Origin of the sequence: Endozoicomonas sp. 8E, from assembly GCF_032883915.1 — a bacterium.
Lineage (GTDB): Bacteria > Pseudomonadota > Gammaproteobacteria > Pseudomonadales > Endozoicomonadaceae > Endozoicomonas_A.
In genome coordinates this window covers 7,195,704-7,209,368 of record NZ_CP120717.1, presented here as the reverse complement: position 1 = coordinate 7,209,368, position 13,665 = coordinate 7,195,704, and the positions used below count along the sequence as shown (strand labels likewise).

General features: G+C 46.5%; 18 protein-coding genes. 10 read left to right on the top strand and 8 right to left on the bottom strand.

All coding sequences use genetic code 11. The features are described 5' to 3' along the window. The first annotated feature begins 90 nt into the window (after positions 1-90). Both P6910_RS25810 and P6910_RS25805 read left to right on the top strand, forming a co-directional pair. Entirely contained in the window at positions 91-1,140 is a 1,050-nt protein-coding gene (locus P6910_RS25810) for an autotransporter outer membrane beta-barrel domain-containing protein (protein WP_317144095.1), read from the top strand. 140 nt (positions 1,141-1,280) lie between these two features. After that, positions 1,281-1,595 carry a Rieske (2Fe-2S) protein gene (locus tag P6910_RS25805; protein WP_317144094.1) on the top strand — a complete coding sequence of 105 codons (315 nt, stop codon included), beginning with the start codon at positions 1,281-1,283 and terminating at the stop codon, positions 1,593-1,595. A 2-nt stretch (positions 1,596-1,597) separates the two neighbouring features. Here P6910_RS25805 and hslR read toward each other — a convergent pair whose 3' ends face one another. Next, positions 1,598-2,020, bottom strand: coding sequence for a ribosome-associated heat shock protein Hsp15 (gene hslR / locus P6910_RS25800; RefSeq protein WP_317144093.1), 423 nt, complete (start codon positions 2,018-2,020; stop codon positions 1,598-1,600). Positions 2,021-2,062: 42 nt separating this feature from the next. Further along, positions 2,063-2,716, bottom strand: coding sequence for a GMP/IMP nucleotidase (gene yrfG, locus P6910_RS25795; protein ID WP_317144092.1), 654 nt, complete (start codon positions 2,714-2,716; stop codon positions 2,063-2,065). Positions 2,717-2,878: 162 nt separating this feature from the next. On the opposite strand from yrfG, the gene nudE reads away from it, so the two are divergent. The 3 genes from nudE (at position 2,879) to P6910_RS25780 (ending at position 5,746) form a co-directional block, all read left to right on the top strand. Further along, complete coding sequence (gene nudE / locus P6910_RS25790; protein ID WP_317144091.1) at positions 2,879-3,451, top strand: ADP compounds hydrolase NudE; 573 nt, start codon at positions 2,879-2,881, stop codon at positions 3,449-3,451. Then, positions 3,444-4,292 carry a 3'(2'),5'-bisphosphate nucleotidase CysQ gene (gene cysQ, locus P6910_RS25785; protein WP_317144090.1) on the top strand — a complete coding sequence of 283 codons (849 nt, stop codon included), beginning with the start codon at positions 3,444-3,446 and terminating at the stop codon, positions 4,290-4,292. The genes nudE and cysQ overlap by 8 nt, the downstream gene beginning before the upstream one ends. Before the next feature lie 350 nt (positions 4,293-4,642). Next, positions 4,643-5,746, top strand: coding sequence for a Fic family protein (locus P6910_RS25780; protein WP_317144089.1), 1,104 nt, complete (start codon positions 4,643-4,645; stop codon positions 5,744-5,746). 189 nt (positions 5,747-5,935) lie between these two features. On the opposite strand, the gene P6910_RS25775 is transcribed toward P6910_RS25780, so the two are convergent. Both P6910_RS25775 and P6910_RS25770 read right to left on the bottom strand, forming a co-directional pair. Further along, entirely contained in the window at positions 5,936-6,307 is a 372-nt protein-coding gene (locus P6910_RS25775; protein ID WP_317144088.1) for a NirD/YgiW/YdeI family stress tolerance protein, read from the bottom strand. Between the two features lie 87 nt (positions 6,308-6,394). Further along, positions 6,395-6,856 carry an MEKHLA domain-containing protein gene (locus P6910_RS25770; RefSeq protein WP_317144087.1) on the bottom strand — a complete coding sequence of 154 codons (462 nt, stop codon included), beginning with the start codon at positions 6,854-6,856 and terminating at the stop codon, positions 6,395-6,397. Positions 6,857-7,057: 201 nt separating this feature from the next. On the opposite strand from P6910_RS25770, the gene vapB reads away from it, so the two are divergent. Together vapB and P6910_RS25760 are read left to right on the top strand one after the other, a co-directional pair. Then, positions 7,058-7,291 carry a type II toxin-antitoxin system VapB family antitoxin gene (gene vapB, locus P6910_RS25765; protein ID WP_317144086.1) on the top strand — a complete coding sequence of 78 codons (234 nt, stop codon included), beginning with the start codon at positions 7,058-7,060 and terminating at the stop codon, positions 7,289-7,291. Next, entirely contained in the window at positions 7,291-7,431 is a 141-nt protein-coding gene (locus tag P6910_RS25760; RefSeq protein WP_317144085.1) for a type II toxin-antitoxin system VapC family toxin, read from the top strand. Before vapB ends, P6910_RS25760 begins: the two co-directional genes overlap by 1 nt. Before the next feature lie 25 nt (positions 7,432-7,456). Here P6910_RS25760 and P6910_RS25755 read toward each other — a convergent pair. After that, positions 7,457-9,018 (bottom strand): IS3 family transposase gene (locus tag P6910_RS25755; protein ID WP_317142866.1). Its coding sequence is split into 2 segments (ribosomal slippage): positions 7,457-8,556 and positions 8,556-9,018, totalling 1,563 coding nucleotides; the frame shifts between segments, so codons are not numbered across the junction. 42 nt (positions 9,019-9,060) lie between these two features. On the opposite strand from P6910_RS25755, the gene P6910_RS25750 reads away from it, so the two are divergent. Next, positions 9,061-9,387: a PIN domain-containing protein gene (locus tag P6910_RS25750; protein WP_410493953.1), complete on the top strand. Its 327-nt coding sequence runs from the start codon at positions 9,061-9,063 to the stop codon at positions 9,385-9,387. Between the two features lie 9 nt (positions 9,388-9,396). On the opposite strand, the gene P6910_RS25745 is transcribed toward P6910_RS25750, so the two are convergent. After that, positions 9,397-9,708 (bottom strand): CcdB family protein, encoded by a 312-nt coding sequence (locus P6910_RS25745; RefSeq protein WP_317144083.1) that lies wholly within the window; start codon positions 9,706-9,708, stop codon positions 9,397-9,399. Then, the gene (locus P6910_RS25740; protein WP_317144082.1) at positions 9,709-9,930 is read right to left on the bottom strand and encodes a type II toxin-antitoxin system CcdA family antitoxin; all 222 of its coding nucleotides are present in this window, start codon (positions 9,928-9,930) and stop codon (positions 9,709-9,711) included. It abuts the gene before it with no gap. A 357-nt stretch (positions 9,931-10,287) separates the two neighbouring features. Here P6910_RS25740 and P6910_RS25735 point away from each other — a divergent pair, with 357 nt between their 5' ends. After that, positions 10,288-10,581, top strand: coding sequence for a hypothetical protein (locus P6910_RS25735; RefSeq protein WP_317144081.1), 294 nt, complete (start codon positions 10,288-10,290; stop codon positions 10,579-10,581). A gap of 197 nt (positions 10,582-10,778) precedes the next feature. Here the strand turns inward: P6910_RS25735 and P6910_RS25730 are convergent, their stop codons facing one another. After that, a complete protein-coding gene (locus P6910_RS25730) occupies positions 10,779-11,888 on the bottom strand; it encodes a 2OG-Fe(II) oxygenase (protein WP_317144080.1) in 1,110 nt (369 codons plus the stop codon). Between the two features lie 486 nt (positions 11,889-12,374). Between P6910_RS25730 and P6910_RS25725 the strand changes: the two genes are divergently transcribed. Then, positions 12,375-13,583 carry a hypothetical protein gene (locus P6910_RS25725; protein ID WP_317144079.1) on the top strand — a complete coding sequence of 403 codons (1,209 nt, stop codon included), beginning with the start codon at positions 12,375-12,377 and terminating at the stop codon, positions 13,581-13,583. Positions 13,584-13,665 lie beyond the last annotated feature (82 nt).

Genomic DNA, 13,665 nt, shown 5'->3' with positions numbered 1-13,665 from the left:
GTTCGAATGATCCGATGACAATAGCAGATATCGGAAAAAGTCGGAGGCTGACCGAGAACAGGCAGTCTCCGGCTTTTGGTAATGGCTTGAATGAGCACTGATAACAGGGAAGGCACAGGGATTGTGAAAATTTCGCGCAATTATTTTTTACCCGGCGCATTGGCTTTAGCCACGGTAGTGGCTTCTACCAAGGCTAATGAAGTTCAACCGGAGGCTTCGGCCGCAGTTCAAAAAACAGGGCTGACTCTGACCAATAACGTTCACAATATCATCTTCAATCGTAATCAAGGCATCCGTCGTGGTTTTAATTATGGCGACCAGTTTGTCGATGGTGCAGCCTGGGGTCAGCTTCTTTATACCGAGGGTAAGCACGAGGTTGTTGATCAGGCAATGGGCTTCAAGAATCAGGTGGGAGGCATGACACTGGGAGTGGACGGTGAGCTGGAAGATAATATCAGATTCGGCTTTGCCATGACCTTATCCAAAGCCTCTATTGATATGAATGATGGCGCCAGTACCCGTCAACAAAGTTTTTTGACCTCGCTCTATGGCAGCTGGAATTACCGAAGACTGTCCATGAATGCCGTGGCATCCGTGGGAAGTGGTTCCAACGACAGTAAAAAAACAGTTAATGGCCAAAGAGTGAAAGGCGACTTCCAGGCTGACCAGTGGGGCCTCAGAGTCACTGGCAGCACCGCCTGGCAACTGGGTAGTTGGAGCCTGGTACCACGGGCTTTGTTCAGTTATGGTCAGCTTCGGATTCAGGATTATTCTGAAAAGGGAAACTCCGGGTTCGAGCAAAAAATTGAAAACGATGACTACCTCACAGCTGAGCTGGGTGCTGGATTCAAGTTTAACGGAGCCATTTGGGGACGTCAGACCGTCTTTAAACCGGAGCTGACACTGATGGGCTATTACGACTTTATTTCATCCGGAAGCGAATTCAAAGCGACCCATCTGGCTAGCGGCTCAACTCTTAAAGTGACTGGGCCGGACAGAGACCCCTATCGACTCACTGCAGGTCTCGCTTTTGCCGTCAAAAGTGGTCATCACTGGACACTCAGAGCAGGATACGACCATAACTGGAGTCAGCACTACACCACCGACAGTTTTTCAGCCAGAGTGCGCTATGAGTTTTAAATCAGCTCAATTATTATGGGTCGATACCGCTCTTTCAGGCTTCGTATCTCTCTTGATGATGCGCAGTGAGCGCCATTGTTGGCTCATGGCTGTTTAAGAATCTATTTTCAAAACAGCCATCAAATTCAGGAACTGGAAACTTGTTGGAACTCTGCGCTGTTGATGATCTTGAAAACCCCGGAAGTAAAGGTTTCGAGACCGAAAAAGGCTCTATTTTCGTCGTCCGTCGAGATCAAGAAGTCTTCGTCTACGAAAACAGTTGCCCACACCTCGGTATCAATCTGGAATGGCAGGAAGACCGCTTTCTGGACAGCGAAAAGCGACTGATCCAGTGCGCTACTCATGGGGCTTTGTTTCTCATTGAGTCAGGAGAGTGTGTGGCAGGCCCATGCCTTGGTGACAAACTGACCCTGGCTCCCTCAAAGGTGGAAAAAGGTGTTGTTTATCTGATCTGACATTAATCGGCCAGGTTGGATTTCTGCCTGAGAATATCCCTTCTCTGTTTTTTATCCGGACGGCGATCCGGCCGGGGAGCCATAGCACCGCGCAAAGCCTTGCGTTGTTCTGCTGCCACCTCACGAGACTGAATACTGGCCGCAGTCTCTTCGTAGAGTTGTTGTGCCAGCTCGGCTTTCTGGCGTTTGTCAGAGAGTTCCCGAACAATCACTACTCTTTCATCCCAGCCGGTACGCAGTTTCAGCTGGTCACCTACTTTGGGCTCTTTACCGGGTTTGCAGCGCTGGCCATTCAGATGTACCTTGCCACCTTCAATGGCCTCTTTGGCGATATTTCGGGTCTTGTAAAAGCGGGCAGCCCAGAGCCACTTGTCCAGACGTACTTTGTCCGGCTGTTTGTCTTGGACACTTCTTTGCTTGGCCATTTATTACTCTCAAAAGTCATTAAACTGGTTTTCAAAGCCTGATCAAAGATGAATAAGCTCTTGAAAATCTTCAACGGCCTGATATTCACCGGTATCTTTGGCACCCTGCTTGCTGTCCGGATAACGGATAGCCAGTAAATGGGCGATGCCATAGGTTTTGGCAGAATTCAGGACCGGGAGGCTGTCATCAATAAACAGGGCTCGTTCTTTATCCGTTCCTATATCGGCTTCCAGGTTGTGCCAAAATGCCTGAGTTTCCTTGGGGTAGCCGTAATCATGGGAGCTGATCAATCTGTCAAAATAGTGGGCCATGGAGAGTCTTTCCAGCTTCAGTGACAGGCCGTCCCGATGAGCATTGGTGATCATGATCACTTTCTTGCCCCGGTCGCGGATATTTTGCAGGAAACGGTCGGCACCGGGTCTGAAGCTGATCAAATGAACCAGCTCCTGCTTCAGAGCGATGATATCCAGATCCAGCTCTCTGGCCCAGTAATCCAGGCAGTACCATTCCAACTTGCCGAATGTCTGGGCTACCCTCGGATGCAACTCTTCTTTCGACTGCTCCAGAGTAATGCTGTGTTTTTCGGCATATTTCTGAGGTACATATTCCATCCAGAAGTAGTTATCAAAATGGAGATCCAGCAGGGTACCATCCATGTCAAGGAGAACCGTATCTATGGCATTCCAGTTAATCATAATCACCTCGACATTCTTCTTTTGCCATGATGACTTATCCAGACCCTGAACAGCAATCTTGCTGTATTATTGGCACAAGGCTAAGTGAATTAATTGTCCATCGACGTATGTGAGCAATGGGTTAGACACATATAATAACGGCTGAACAAGAGGCAGGGAATCATGTCAGAAAAACCGGTCATCAAAGCGTGTCGTGAAATTGCACGCACTCGTCTGTTCAGAATAGAAGAACTGGATCTCAAATTCTCCAATGGTGTTGAAAGAACCTATGAACGATTAGGTTCTTTTGGAACAGGGCATCAAGCGGTCATGGTGGTGCCGCTGCTGGATAATCATCGTTTCCTGATGATCCGTGAGTATGCCGGTGGTACCGAAGACTATCAGTTGACTCTGCCCAAGGGTTTGGTTGAGCCGGAAGAAAGTCTGGAACAAGGCGGCAACCGCGAGCTAAAGGAAGAAGTCGGTTACGGTGCCCGGCAATGGAAGTACCTGAGTTCATTTACCCATTCACCCAACTACATGAAAAGCAGAATACACTCAATGGTGGCCTGGGACCTTTATGAAGAAAAGCTCGAAGGGGACGAGCCAGAGCCCCTGGAAGTGGTTGAGTGGTCCTTTGACCGCTTGCTGGAACTGAACGACAGGCCGGACTTTTCCGAAGCAAGGGCATTGGCTACCCTGTTTCTGGTCAGAGAGAAAATTCAGGCCGGATGGCTGGAGAATCCCGATGTTTGACGACAAGCTGATTGAGTCCGTAAAGCAGATTGCCCGAGAGGCCGGAGGGGCCATCCTGACCCTTTACCATCAGCAAGATCTGGGTGTTCAGCACAAGTCTGACAAAACGCCGGTTACTCTGGCAGATCTCAAAGCCAACGAAGTTATTGAGCAGGGCCTGAAGGCTCTGGACATTCAATACCCGATTTTATCAGAAGAGTCTGAACATACCGCTTTTACCGAGCGCGGCCAGTGGGAACGCTACTGGCTGGTGGACCCTCTGGATGGCACCCAGGAGTTTATCAATGGAAATGGCCAGTTCACTGTGAATATCGCCTTGATGGAAAAGTCAGAAGATGGCCGAAGCTATCCGGTATTGGGTGTGGTTCAGGTCCCTGATGAGAATACTATCTATTGGGGTGGCAGTGATCTGGGGGCTTTCAAACAAACTGAAGACCAGCCTGCTGTCAGTATTACTCCAAGAAGTTTTCAGCCAGAAAAGGAAACTGTGGCACTGGGTAGTCGAAGTTATGGCACCGAAAGAGCTGCTGTATTTGTTGAAAAACTCAGAGCGCTCTATCCCAATCTGGAGGTAAGGCCTGTCGGCAGTGCCCTCAAGAGTTGCCATGTTGCAGAAGGGCTGGCAGACCTCTACCCAAGGCTGGGGCCGACATCCGAGTGGGATACCGCAGCGGCACAGGCAATTCTGGAAGGTGCCGGGGGCTTACTGCTGGACCCTCACGGCAAGCGGTTTTCCTACAACTTCAAAGAGAGTCTGCTGAATTCCGATTTTCTGGTGGTGGGAGATCGAACTCAGGACTGGTCGAAGATCTGGAATGCACGGTTATTAATTGGTCTTTAGGAGTCTGAATAAGCCAAACCTGCCTGCCAGAGCAATATTCACAGGAGGAACATGCTACTGGAAGGCAGGTTGGATAATGCAGTGGAAGCCCGTCTGGAAACTTCGCGGATTTTGCTGGTTAACACTCTTAATCTGTGAGGGAAGATTAAAGTGGCCGAGTGATTTGTGTTTTTTGTATTAAATATTAATTAATTTAATACAAAATCTGATTTGTGTATCAGGTTCAGTACGCTATCGTTATTTTGTATTAAATATTGCAATTTTTAATACAAAAAATTTGTGTTGGATACGACAGACACAAAAGGATTTATATACTAAATATTCTTTCTTTTAATACACAAGGTTTTGGCATGACCCCGTATATACCTGATACGCTTCCCCTTCAAGGCCTTGATTTCGGCCGTCTCATCACGCTGGTTGGTGAAGCTAATGCGGCACTCGCTGAATACAGTGGTTTGCTGCAGGGAATCATTAATCCTGCGGTCATGCTATCGCCCCTGATGAATCAGGAAGCGGTGTTATCATCCAGGATTGAAGGGACCCAGGCCACGGTTGAAGAGGTGCTTGAGCATGAAGCAGGTGCTCAATTTGACGAGAGAAAAAATACAGACATTCAGGAAATACTGAACTATCGAAAAGCATTGATGCTGGCTCAGGAGTACCTGGCTGAAGGGCGAACTATCTCTTTAAGCCTCCTGTTACAGTTACATCAGCTACTACTGGATAGTGTAAGAGGGCAAGGCAAAGCACCGGGTGCTTTTCGAAAGGATCAGAATTGGATTGGTCGAGCTGGATGTACCCTGGAGACCGCAACCTTTGTTCCCCCGGACCCCATAAAGCTGATGGATCATCTTGAAGTCTGGAATCATTATCTGGGCGAGAATGATTTTGATGTATTGGCTCAGACCGCCATTGTTCATGCTCAATTTGAACTGATACACCCATTCAAGGATGGCAATGGTCGTATTGGTCGTTTGGTTATACCGCTGTTTTTATACAGTAAACAGAGACTCTCCAGTCCTATGTTTTATCTTTCAGGTTATCTGGAAGCACACCGGGATGAATATTACGAACGGCTAAAGAGGATTTACCAGGAAGGCGACTGGACAGGATGGATTGAATTTTTTCTCAAAGCCATACTGATTCAGGCTAAAGAGAACGTTCAGAAAGTAAAAACGATCATGTCGTTATATGAGAAGACTAAAGTCAGTGTTCAACAAACGACAGGCTCAAAGTTCACGATGCAACTGGTAGATACACTCTTTGACAGACCTATCTTTCAAGTGAACGATTTTGCTAAACGGTCTGGTATCAGTAAGCCTACTCTGCACGGTCTTTTGCGCCAGTTGCATGTGCCGGATGGTCCCATTGTGACGCTCAGGGAAGGATCTGGCCGCCGGCCTGCAATTTATGCATTCCCGGAACTGCTCCATATCTGTCAGGGTAAAAACTAAATACTGCCATAAAAAACTAAATTTACCCGGAAAAAATGTCTGAAAAATAAATATTGGTCATATTTTGTCTATCCAAAATATAACGCTGGAGGGTGCCGGAGATTTACTGCTCAACTCCGACTTCCTGGTGGTCGGTGACCGCACTCAGTAATGATCGGAGATCTGGAATGCACGGGGGCGGATTAGTTTTTAGAAAACATAAAGAATCTTGTCGGCTTCCACCACAATGGGTTTGTTTGGGTCTTTCGTGACCTCACCTTTGATGATGGTAGGGGAGCGGAAGAGCAGGCCCTTTTTGGGTATGTCGTCATTCTTAATCTGAATCTGGATTTCTCCGGTTTTATCTCGAAACAGGTAAATCGAACATCTAAGCTTCTTGATGATTTGACCGGAAAGTCTCACTAGCTCGTCATCGTCTCCGCTGTCAATCACCTGTTCGATGCTCTGCTTTTTATAATCATGAGCTTCTGCGGAAGCGGGCGGTGATGGCAGAGGCAAGTCGTTTTCTGAAAAGGCGGGCAAGGACAAAAAGCAGAGGCCGCTGAAAATGAGTCCTTTCATAAAAATTATCCTTTGGCTGTCTATTGTTTAGGATAGCTCAGTTGAATGGCTATCTATACCTGTCGCCCTTGAAGATACGGGGAGATCTCAAAGAAAAGTCCAGCCACTGAACGCAGCAGCCTGACCCCGGTATTCACCTTCCTCATCGTAGAGATTCCAAACCAGCGCCTGCTCAATCAGAAACCGTCGTCCGGTGCTGGAAACCCGGATACCTGAATAGTTTTTGATGTAGCCGCTGTCACTGACTTCTCTGAGCAATCTGGCCCGCTCTTCTCTGTTGGGCTGCTCTGCAGAGTGTCTGGAGGGCATTTGAGTCAGGGTGTTCCAGTCCATTTCAAAGAGAGACTGGGCACTCAGGTTGCCATAACAGAAGATCGGATCACTTTCTGTGCCATGAGACAACAACGCTGACGAGTGTTCATAAAGCTTTAAACCCAGTTCGGGGTCTTTCAGAGGCAGTCCGAAAAGCAACTGGCCTGTCAGAGTAAAGTAACTACTGGCCATCAGCAGGCCTTGTTGCTGAAGAAAAGGATCGTGCGGTGAGATCATGTTTTGCCTTGTTGCGACAGTAAATAGCAGGAAAGTAAAATGAAAAAAAGTCTAAATGCTCATGGCTTAGTTGTTAAGAACTCATAAAGACGCTGCGAAGCAAATAGCATAGTTGCACCTGATTTCACCCCATAGTTCTGTGGACAAGGTCTGAATTTTTAATCTAGTAGATACTAGGGTATATACAATAAAGGATCGATGATGAAAACGACCATTTTCAAAAACAACAGAACACAGGCTGTTCGCATTCCCAAAGAGTTTGCGTTTCCAGACAATGTAAAGCACGTTCAAATCCAGCGACAAGGGAATACTCTGACCATTTCGCCTCTAGACGTTGACTGGGACGAATTTTTTGACAACATCACGGCCTGCGAGGATTACCCTGATAGAGAACAGCCTTTACCACAAGAACGTGATTTTGGGGATTGGACATAATGAAATACTTACTTGACACCAATGTCCTGATTCACATCCTGAGAGCTCGCGATACAGGTAGTATCAAAGAACATTCCAAAAGCAACAATGGCCGTATATTTATATCGGCCGCTACTGTTGATGAACTTATGTTTCGGTAACTTTCAAGGTAGATGTCGCCTCAACTTATGCAGCTAAATCACAATGCTGCTGATTCTCTGATCGCTCAGGGTTAAGCCACACCTCTACCGGTAATTGCCAGTTTCTGGTTTCACGGCTTCCCCATCGCTCAGGGTGTTGCTCTTTTGCTTTACGGTAAACTCTTTCACGATTCAGAACCCTTTTCTGAGCCTTCCCTGTATGTCTGTCGTAGGGGGTCTGGAACTTGATGCCACTGTGCTTATGCTCCATGTTGTACCAGTTTACGAACCCGTACACCCACTTTCTGGCTGACTCCAGACTGGAGAAGTGATTCGGATACCCGGGACGATATTTCATGGTTCTGAAGCCTGACTCTGAGTATGAGTTATCGTTACTTACGCGCGGCCTGCTGAACGATGTCTGTACTCCTAGCTGCTGAAGAGTACTCAGCATGGTCGCCCCTTTCATTGGGCTGCCATTATCGGAGTGCAGAACCAGTGGTTGCTCCTGAAGGCTGATTTTATTCTGCATGAAAGCTTTGCGGATCATCTGAGCAGCCAGATCAGAGGACTCCCTCTCATGGACTTCCCAGGTCACAATCATGCGGCTATAGACGTCCAGAACCAAATAGAGATAATAATATTTACCCCTGATCGGCGACCCCAAAAATGTTATATCCCACGACCAGAGCTGATTCGGAGCCGTAGCCCGATGCGATGTCGGCTTCCGCTTTGCGGGCTTCTGACTGCGACCGCGATGATGCTGTTGATTATGGGCCTTCAGCACTCGATAAAAGCTTGACTCAGAAGCCATATAAACACCTTCGTCGGCCAGTGTCGGTACAATTTGGCATGGCGACTTACTTTTGAATCGCTCGCTGTTACAGACTTTCAGAATCTCGTTTTGCTCACTCTTGGTTAGTTGGTTGGCAGGCATTGTCCGGTCTGCGTATTGACGCTGATCTTCCCGCACCTGTTCTACATCTTTTTGCCAGCGCTGAACCGTGCGTATCGACAGGTTGAGCGCAGCACAGGCTTTCACTTTACGTGCACCCTGTGAAACAGCTTCCTGGATTAAAGCAACGGCTTCCTTGCGATCAGGGAGAGGAATCAATCGTCCTCGCGCTCCCCCCAGATCGCGTTTGCCTTTTTTGTTAGAACCAACAGTGCTGCGGTTTCAGCAAGTGCCTTGTCTTTGCGTTTGAGTTCTTTTTCCAGTTTCTGGATGCGCTTCTTGTCATCTCGTCTGGCAGCGGCCTGTACCTGACGGGATTCAGCAGGCTTTGTGCTGCCTGCGATAAAATCAGCTTTCCACTGCTGCAAGTCTTCGTAGTAGAGACCCTTCTTACGACAGTATTCGGATAGCTCTGTTGTGTTCATGTTGGCGGTTTCCATCAGAACCGCGAACTTGTTTTCAGCACTCCACTGCTGAGGATTCTTACCATCACCGGGCACGGCTACACCTTGCGCTTTTGCCTGTTTGCGCCAAGTATACAGGGTTGCATCATTAATGCCGGTTTCTCTTTTAAGCTGAGCCACGGAAACATTATTTGGCGGCATCATCTTCTGGATAATGGACTCTTTCATTTCTTTGGAGTAGCGAGTCATAACAGCCTCTTTTTGTATGCTCTCAATTATTGAGAGTCATGAATCAAAAGAGGCGACATCTATCCTGACATAGGGGGGTTTGGCATTTGCTGCGCCCCAAAAAGACTTCGGGAGAAAAAACAGGTAGAGTTGAGTACCCTCCTGAGTGTTATCCCGATACTGGATTTTAACGGGGATGCAGCAGAACACTCTTCTCAAATTCGACACTTTCTGAAATCTACCGGTCAGCTGATTGGTAGCTATGACAATATGTTAGCTGGGCATGCCCGAAGTATGCAGTTGACCATGATTACCAATAATACCAAAGAGTTTTGTAGAGTGCCGGGCTTAGAGGTTGAAGACTGGTCGCAACCCGTCGGCAACCACTGATTTTAAAGGTCAGCCGATGCCTGTGAACAGGCGGTCAATGGCAGAAATAATATTACTACGCTGTTCTTGCATACTGGCCACTTTTTTGCCGATGAAGTGATTGGGAATAGCTGCCAGCTGCGGAATAACCAGCATCCATTCTTCATCGTCCACAACAGTTTGGGGGCATACCTGCAATGCTTTTTTGTAACGGTTACTACGGCTTAGAGGGGCAACAACCGATTGGTCGTCGAACTGAATTAAACTCGACTGAAGCACTACAATGTAAGGGTACTTGTCTGCATTATCGGCGGTGTTCAAACACACATCGAACTGTGACATTTAGAAAGTCCTCATGCCATCACTGAACAAACCATCTTCTTTAATGACTTGTTCAATTTCTTCCATAGCTTCCTTATAGAGCTTCTTCAAACGCTCTTCTTCCAGACTCTTGACTTCTGCCATTACGCCTTGCTCCGCTGCGGATGATATATTGATTTTCAACTCACGAGCCTGCTCCAACAGCTCGTCATCAATGGTCACTGTGGTTTTACTTTTGCTCATGCTAATACCTACTTATTCAGTGTTTTGGTTAGTATAGCAGGTATATATCAGAACTGTTTCCCATACTTCCCAACCGCTTCAGCAGACAGCTTGCTCATTTGCCGGTTCAGCCGGTCAATCTTTTGCCGTTTCACCTTAGCACTCATAAAACGGTTGTCCATGACCTTGCGTTCAGCACGAGAGGATATTCCTTTTCCGGCCGAAACCAAGTGTTGGGTGGGTTGAGTTCATGAATAGTCTGAAAATGTTAGCAATACTATCCTTCATGTTAGTTTTTTTCTGGAACATTTAAGAGAAAACATCCTCTGATTCTATGTGTTGTATCAATAAACCTTTTCAAACTCAGAAGAACGAACTATGGCACCCATCGAGATCAAATCGACTCAACCGACTTCACAACAAACGGTAAGACACATATACCGACTTGAAAGCAAAAAACCGGAATGTTACATGGCAGCCTTTGGCTTCACTGTTGGTGTCTTTTTGGCGCGCCCTTGTGATGGTTGCATTATTGGGTTAGTAGCTGGCTGTCTTTTCAAACATTCCTTAACATCCTTCAACATTTATGAACGAGATGTTGAAGTGCAAAATATTGAAGCGAAAGATATTGAAGTGAAAGTTATTGGAGCGGATAAGATTGCCAGAGATTGAGACTGGAGAGAGCTTTTGCATGAAGTTCAGCCGAGTTATAAGCCTGTCTGAGCGAGTTAGGCATAGCTGAGTAAGCTCGCTGACAAACCATGGTAGTTCGAAGCTAAACCGCTGGAGCTTAATTTCAGCTTGGAATCCACAAAAGCAGAGTCCGAAGTGGGATTCTCTGTGCCTGCCATAAAACATTTGACCCAAGATTAACTGGATTGATAAGGCTCAACCCCGTCGCCCAGGAAACGGTTATTTTCTTCACGTATTCTGGCTGCTGCATCATCGTAAAGAAATGGCAGGGTGACATAGCGGGTGCCACTGGTTACCGGTGTTGCTGCGTGCATAAGAGAACAGGAAAAGACAATGGCACCACCTGTGGGGGGCTTATAGCGACGGTTGCCGTATTCTGGAAACCACAATTCCCCCCCTTCGTATTCGTCACTATTCAGGTTGATGCTGATAGCGAATCGACGGTGTGCGGTGCCCTTCGTAGTGTTATCCCGGTGTTCTTTGAAAAAGCCCGCGTTGCTGCTGTCGTAGCAGGCAACGATATAGCGCTCAATGCGTGTGGCCTGAAACTGAAAAGCTTTGGCTATTTCGGGAGTGAGGCGAGTTCTTATCCGATGTTTCAATGCCGCCTGCAAGTTTTTATCGTCAATACTGATGTCGGTTCGACGTTTGACATGGTTGTCCTGAAGTTCCAGAGTCTTGCCGCCAATGGTTCGCATAAAGCCCGATGGCTCCGGCTGCCCTTTCTGATAATAACGAATAAGGGTTTCGCAAAAATCGCTTTCCAGCACCCTGGGTACCAGCAAAACTGGGGCCCAGGGTTCTATATCTGGAGATGAATGGTATTCAGGGTCAGGCAGCTTCTGCATGGTTTTTATAAAAATATCAGGCTCATCAAGGGTGCCTTTGGCATAGACGCGAAGCGTTGGGTCAAGAATTAACCAATAGGCATAGAAAATTTCTTGCTGTTCTGAGTGTTTGTCCAAGGCTCCGTAATGCTTGGAAACAGTTCCTCCTTCATCATAAAAAATACGCTGATTTGGGAATGCTTTCAGTGTCTGTGGGTCGTGCAGGTCTCTTTGATTCAGCGTGACTGCGAAACGGACGCTTTTGTCATCACGAGTGATTAAATTTGATTGATTGACTGCTTCCAGAAACTTGATGACCGGTTTTGCTGAGCAGTCACCGAGAAAGGCCAGTCCGACAAAACGTCCGCCGAGACTGGAAAATGCAAATTGAGGGTTGTTGGTTGTGTGAGCGTGGAACCAGGGGGCAGGCTCTCCCCATGAAGGTGGTTTATTGTTCATTTATATATGCGTTCTAATTTATTGAGAATTTTTAATTTAAACTCTATTAATTATCGACCGTGTTCTGTTAAAAAATACTTTGGACAGTTTTTGAGGACTTAACATTGATATACCAGGGCGTGTGCCAGAAGGGCACGAATTTAATGGCAATTCAGGTGTCCCACTGAGTTGTCTGAAAGTGCCATGAGCGCCCAACTTCTTGATATCAATGAGTAAAGACTGTCCGAAGCATTGTTACTGACGAGGCACAAGATTAAAATACAAAACCTTCACACTCCTGAAGTTCTGCTACTATCACTGAGTCAATATTATTCAGTTTTTATTCCGTCATTGCTTGACTCTTCGCTTGGTTAATTAATTTTGATGCCCTGTAGTCTGGGATATCAGGTATTTAGAGCCCACTCTGCCTTGAGGCTCACAAAAACGAGCGCTTTATCAGGTTTCAATGGCGGGTGTTTCAACCCCGAAAAACAGGGTGTGAACATAATGTCGTCAGGTAAGTTAGCCAGTATTTTTGCAATTTTGTGCTCAGTAGTAACGGCAGTTTATGGCTTGGATCCGGAAAAGATAACTGCAGTAATCAATGCGGGCAGTACCGGTTCAAGGCTCTATATCTATGAACATTCCCCAGACCCTGCCAACGGAATTCCTGTTATCAAGAAAAAAACGTCAAGCAAAATGAAAGGCGGTGTTCAGGAAGAAAGTGTAGACAGTGTGAGTGGGTATCTTCAGAGGCTATTTGGTTCAGTCAGCAAAGGAAATATTAATAATATTTACTTTTATTCAACCGCCGGAATGCGGGTAATCAGTCCGCAGAAAAGAGCAGCTCTGAATGATGAAGTTGAAAAATGGTTAAAAGATAACTTTCCTTCAGCCACTATTGAAGTGGAGACAATAACAGGCAGGAAAGAGGGACTGTATGCCTGGCTGGCGCTGAATCATGACAACTCGCGCATAAAACTACAGGGAGACACAGTAGGTGTTCTTGACCTGGGCGGTGCTTCTACACAGATTGCTTATGAGGTAGATAAGGATGAGGATTTCACCGTTAAGATAAACGACAATACTTACAAGCTTAATTCAGAAAGTTTTTTGGGTTTAGGGCTGGATCAGGCAATAAGCCAATATTTGAACCGGGCGTCATGTTTCCCTATAGGCTACCCTTTGCCAGATGGCAGAAACGGAACTGGTGATTTTATTACCTGCACTGCGAAAGTTAAGCCGTTGATTACAAGAGTACAAGAAATCAACAACTATATTGGATTTCACCCTCCCCGAAATACGCACAGTTTTCTTGCTACTGCAGGATTTTACTATACAGCAGCAGAGTTGGGTATTAGCAAGGACTTTTCCATTGCCAGTCTGGATGAGAAGGGTAAGACGTTTTGCGATAGTGCCTGGAATGACCTGAAGAGTGGGAAAACTCCTTATCCGGTCAATCCTTTCCTGTGGCATTATTGTTTCGATGCAGCCTATGAGAAGGACTTGTTAACATTTGGGTATAGGTTAGACACCAGAAATATTCCTATTAAGACGGCTTCCAGTATTGCCTATAAATCCGATTGGTCACTTGGTGTTTTGTTTAATTCTTTTATTACTCCTGTTAATAAAAAAGAACAAGGGTATCGTACTGGATTCTACAAATCGGAGAATTGCATGCACAATAGTGCATCTTCTTCCATGTCGTTTTTTTAGTCCGCTGCACCTGCTCCTAAATGGCAACGTAAGAGAGTCAATACTTCGGACGATTTTTACTCAGTGGTACCAGAGGGTTGGG